Annotated in this window: 5 protein-coding genes and 1 pseudogene; 3 read left to right on the top strand and 3 right to left on the bottom strand. The window is 67.7% G+C overall.

From position 1 onward, the window contains the following. The 3 genes and pseudogenes from H0W38_RS17010 to H0W38_RS17020 form a co-directional block, all read left to right on the top strand. Positions 1-114: pseudogene (locus tag H0W38_RS17010) on the top strand (HupE/UreJ family protein); the annotation flags it as partial. Positions 115-140: 26 nt separating this feature from the next. Beyond that, positions 141-872 carry a transmembrane anchor protein gene (locus H0W38_RS17015; protein WP_292456238.1) on the top strand — a complete coding sequence of 244 codons (732 nt, stop codon included), beginning with the start codon at positions 141-143 and terminating at the stop codon, positions 870-872. A gap of 29 nt (positions 873-901) precedes the next feature. After that, the gene (locus tag H0W38_RS17020) at positions 902-2,209 is read left to right on the top strand and encodes an MFS transporter (RefSeq protein ID WP_292456240.1); all 1,308 of its coding nucleotides are present in this window, start codon (positions 902-904) and stop codon (positions 2,207-2,209) included. Between the two features lie 104 nt (positions 2,210-2,313). Here H0W38_RS17020 and H0W38_RS17025 read toward each other — a convergent pair whose 3' ends face one another. The 3 genes from H0W38_RS17025 to H0W38_RS17035 all read right to left on the bottom strand — a co-directional run. Then, positions 2,314-2,646 (bottom strand): copper-binding protein, encoded by a 333-nt coding sequence (locus tag H0W38_RS17025; RefSeq protein WP_292456242.1) that lies wholly within the window; start codon positions 2,644-2,646, stop codon positions 2,314-2,316. Between the two features lie 64 nt (positions 2,647-2,710). Continuing rightward, positions 2,711-3,265 carry a cupredoxin family protein gene (locus H0W38_RS17030; RefSeq protein WP_292456243.1) on the bottom strand — a complete coding sequence of 185 codons (555 nt, stop codon included), beginning with the start codon at positions 3,263-3,265 and terminating at the stop codon, positions 2,711-2,713. A gap of 30 nt (positions 3,266-3,295) precedes the next feature. After that, positions 3,296-4,589, bottom strand: a 1,294-nt coding sequence (locus H0W38_RS17035; protein ID WP_292456245.1) for a copper oxidase, incomplete at its 5' end; no start/stop codon positions are given.

A 4,589-nucleotide genomic window follows, 5' to 3' on the forward strand; every position in this document is an offset into this window, starting at 1 on the left:
TTCTGGCGCCGCACCGCGAGCTTCCTGCGCCACGCCTATGCCGCCAACGTCGTCATCATGGCCGCCGGCTTTGCGCTGACCGGCTACCAGCTCACCGGCCTCATCGTCGCTTGACGATGGCCAGACACGGATTTCTTCCCATGTACAACACCGACCTTCCCACCCGCGCCGAACTGCCCAGCTCGCGCCAGCTCGTCCGCTCGACCGTGCTCGCCGCCATCGCGGCCGCAGCCTTGCTGACCACCACCGTCCTGCCCGCCGAGTACGGCATCGACCCGACCGGCATCGGCAGCGTGCTCGGGCTCACCGAGATGGGGGAGATCAAGACGTCGCTCGCCGCGGAGGCAGCTGCCGCAGACGCCCGGCTTGCCGCCGCGCCTGCGGCCGATGCCGAGCCGATGCTGCCCCCGCCCGTAGCCGATGCCGTCGCGCCGGCCAGTCCGGCCCCGGCACCAGGCGGCGATCCGGCCAGCGTGGCTGCCGCTCGCGCACCGGCAGAGGTGGTGCCGGCCGAGCCCGCGACACCTGTCCCGGCGACACCGGCCGCGCAGACCCACGAGATGACCGTCACGCTGAAGCCCGGCCAGGCTGCCGAGATCAAGCTCGACATGCGCAAGGGCGCCGAGGTGGCCTTCGAGTGGACGACCCGCGGCGGTCCGGTCAACTACGACACCCACGGCGACACGCCGACCGCGCCGAAGGACTTCTATCACGGCTACGGCAAGGGCCTGCAGGTCACAGGCGACAAGGGCGTCCTGCAGGCGGCATTCGACGGCAAGCACGGCTGGTTCTGGCGCAACCGCAGCAAAGCAAACGTCAGCGTCACGCTGAACACCCGCGGCGAGTACACGGCGATCAAGCGCGTGCTCTGACACCTGAGGCAAGGCGGCCGGTCGGAACCATGATCGATGTCCTGTCCGATCGGACCTACCGGCACCTGTTCCTCGCCCAGGTCATCGCGCTGCTCGGCACCGGCCTGGCCACCGTTGCGCTGAGCCTGCTCGCCTTCGATCTGGCCGGAGCGAGTGCGGGCGCCGTGCTCGGCACCGCGCTGGCGATCAAGATGGTGGCTTACATCGGCGTTGCACCGATCGCGGCGGCCTTTGCTGAGCGTCTGCCGCGCCGGGCGCTGCTCGTCACGCTCGATCTGGCCCGCGCGGCGGTGGCCCTGCTGCTGCCCTTCGTGACGCAGATCTGGGAGATCTACGTGCTGATCTTCGTGCTGCAGTCGGCCTCGGCAGCGTTCACGCCGACGTTCCAGGCGACCCTGCCCGACGTGCTGCCCGACGAGGGTGACTACACCAAGGCGCTGTCGCTCTCGCGGCTGGCCTACGACATGGAAAGCCTCGCCAGTCCCGCCCTGGCCGCCGTGCTGCTCACCGTGGTGAGCTATCCGCAGCTCTTCGGCGGCACGGTGATCGGCTTCGTTGCGTCGGCCGTGCTGGTGGTCTCCGTCGTGCTGCCCAGGGCGGTGGCACCTCCCAAGCGCAGCATTTACGAGCGCACCACGCGCGGCCTGCGGATCTACCTGGCCACGCCGCGCTTGCAGGGCCTTCTGGCGCTCAACCTGGCGATCGCCGCCGGCAGTGCGATGGTGATCGTCAACACCGTCGTGCTGGTGCAGTCCGGCTTCGGCCTGACGCAAGAAGCCACAGCGGCAGCACTGGCCGCCTTCGGCGCCGGCTCGATGCTGGTGGCGCTGGCGCTGCCCAGGCTGCTCGACCGCCTGCCCGAGCGGCGGGTGATGCTCACCGGCGCCGGGCTGATCGCCGCCGGTCTCCTGCTCGGCAGCGTGGTCGTGCGCAGCTATGCCGCGCTGCTGCCCTTGTGGTTCGTGCTCGGCCTGGGCTATTCGCTGGCACAGACGCCTTCCGGACGGCTGCTGCGCCGCTCTTCGCAGCCGGTAGATCGCCCCGCGCTGTTTGCGGCGCAGTTCGCGCTGTCGCACGCCTGCTGGCTCCTCACCTATCCGCTGGCCGGCTGGCTCGGCGCCGTGGCCGGGCTCACGACGAGTTTCATCGTGCTGGCCGCGCTGGCCGGCGCGGCGGTGGCACTGGCGATGCGGCTGTGGCCAAAAGACGATCCGCAGTCACTCGAGCACCGCCACGACGACTTGGAGCCCACGCATTCGCACATGGCGGGCGCCGCCAAGCCATGGCATTCGCACGCCTTCGTCATCGACGACGATCATCCGCGTTGGCCGTCTTGATCACGGCCATTGACGCCCGCCCAGCTCGATGGCCGCCAGAGCCAGGGGGCGTCGGACCGATACGCAGCGGGGGCCAGTGCGGTTCGGCCGATGCTCGGTATGTGCTACTTCGCGGCCTCCACTTCCGTCACCACGAAGGCGGTGCCCGCCTTCTCGGCCTTGAAGCGCACCTTGTCGCCGGCCTTCACCTTGTCGAGCAGGGCGGGATCCTTGACCTGGAACACCATGGTCATGGCCGGCATGTCGAGGTTCTTGAGCTCGCCGTGCTTGATGGTCAGCTTGCTGTTGCCCTTGTCGACCTTGCGGATCTCGCCGTCGGTCATGTCGGCGGCGGTCGCCGCGGGCGCCGTCGCTTGGGCGACCACGTGATCGCCGGCGGCGAAGGCCGGCAAGGAGAAGCTTGCGGCGACGAGGGTCGCGATGAAGAGCTTGTTCATGAGAGGTTCCTTCGAAGGGTCATTGGTGAATCGGTCGGGCGCTCGGGGGGCGATCCGTGCGTCCTCAGTGCTTGTGTGCTGCCTGCTTTTGCACAGGCGGCTGGCTTGCGGCACTGCTCGTGCCGGCGACCAGGATGCTGCCCACCATGCCGGCCTGGTAGTGGCCGGCGATCAGACAGGCGAAGTCGAAGTCGCCCGGCCGGTTGAAGGTCCAGACGATTTCGCCCGTCTTGCCCGGTGCCACGTGCGCCATGTAGGGCTCGTCGTGTTCCATGCCCGGGTGCTTCATCATCATCTCGGCGTGGGCGTCGTTCTCCTTCTTCGTGCCGATGACGAATTCGTGCATCACCGCGCCGGCGTTCTTCACGACGAAGCGAATGGTTTCGCCCTGCTTGACTTCGAGCTTTTCGGGCGTGAAGCGCATCGTGTCGAGCATCCGGACCTCGACGGTCCGCTTGGCGTCCTTGGCCTCGCCGGCGATGCCCCAGTCCTTCTGCTCCTTGACGACCGGACCGGCCTTCTTGCCGTGGGCGTCTTCGCTGTGAGCGAAGGCCGGTGTTGCGACGGCGGCGGCAACGGCCGTGATCAGTACCGCAAGGGTGTGTTTGGAAAAGCGCATGAGAGTCCTTTCGATAGAAGTTGAACTGGATCAATGACCGGCATGCCCGGTCGGCTTGCGAACCTTGACTTCGGTGTCTTGCACCGGCTTTTGCCGCAGGGGCATCGACGAGCCGCCCTCGGCCTTGAAGCGTGCCGGCTCGGCCAGCGCACCGGTCCATTCGTAGGCCACTTCGCCGGGCGGGTGCTCGTACCAACCGGGGTTCGAGTAGTCGCCCGGCTTCTGGTCGCGGCGCACCTTCACCATGCTGAACATGCCGCCCATCTCGACCGAGCCGAACGGCCCCTCGCCGGTCATCATGGGCACGGTGTTGTCGGGCAAAGGCATGGTCATCTCGGCCATGTCGGCCATGCCGCGCTCGGCCATGACCATGTAGTCGGGAATCAACTGCGTGATCTGACGCGCCACGCCCTGGTGTTCCACGCCGATCATGGTCGGCACGTCGTGGCCCATCGCGTTCATGGTGTGGTGGCTCTTGTGGCAGTGGAAGGCCCAGTCGCCCGGCTCGTCGGCGAGGAACTCGATCTGGCGCATCTGGCCCACCGCCACGTCGGCGGTCACCTCGTACTGGCGCGTGCTCTTGGGCGTGGGCCCGCCGTCAGTGCCGGTGACCAGGAACTCGTGCCCGTGCAGGTGCATCGGGTGGTTGGTCATCGTCAGGTTGCCGATGCGGATGCGCACCTTGTCGTTCAGCCGCACGTTGAGCGAATCGATGCCGGGGAAGATGCGGCTGTTCCAGCTCCACAGGTTGAAGTCGAGCATGGTCATGATCTTGGGCGTGGCGGCGCCCGGATCGATGTCGTAGGCGTTGAGCAGGAACACGAAGTCGCGGTCGACCTCCGCGATGAGCGGGTGCTTGCCCTTGGGGTGCGTGACCCAGAAACCCATCATCCCCATCGCCATCTGCACCATCTCGTCGGCATGCGGGTGGTACATGAAGGTGCCGGGCCGCTTGGCGACGAACTCGTAGACGAAGGTCTTGCCGGCGGGAATGGCGGGCTGCGTCAGGCCCGTCACGCCGTCCATGCCGTTGGGCAGGCGCTGGCCGTGCCAGTGCATGCTGGTGTGCTCGGGCAACTTGTTGGTCACGAAGAGGCGCACCCGGTCGCCCTCGACCACCTCGATGGTCGGCCCGGGCGACTGGCCGTTGTAGCCCCACAGGTGGGCCTTGAAGCCGGGCGCCATCTCGCGCACCACCGGCTCGGCCACCAGGTGGAATTCCTTGACGCCCTGGTTCATGCGCCAGGGCAAGGTCCAGCCGTTGAGGGTGACCACCGGGTTGTAGGGGCGGCCCGTGTTGGGCACGAGTGGCGGCATGGTGTCC

Source organism: Methylibium sp., assembly GCF_013817365.1.
Taxonomy (GTDB): Bacteria; Pseudomonadota; Gammaproteobacteria; order Burkholderiales; family Burkholderiaceae_C; genus Methylibium.

Coding starts and splice junctions, on each gene's coding strand:
- H0W38_RS17030 (WP_292456243.1), bottom strand. CDS start 3,265: ATGCGCTTTTCCAAACACACCCTTGCGGTACTGATCACGGCCGTTGCC.
- H0W38_RS17015 (WP_292456238.1), top strand. CDS start 141: ATGTACAACACCGACCTTCCCACCCGCGCCGAACTGCCCAGCTCGCGC.
- H0W38_RS17020 (WP_292456240.1), top strand. CDS start 902: ATGATCGATGTCCTGTCCGATCGGACCTACCGGCACCTGTTCCTCGCC.
- H0W38_RS17025 (WP_292456242.1), bottom strand. CDS start 2,646: ATGAACAAGCTCTTCATCGCGACCCTCGTCGCCGCAAGCTTCTCCTTG.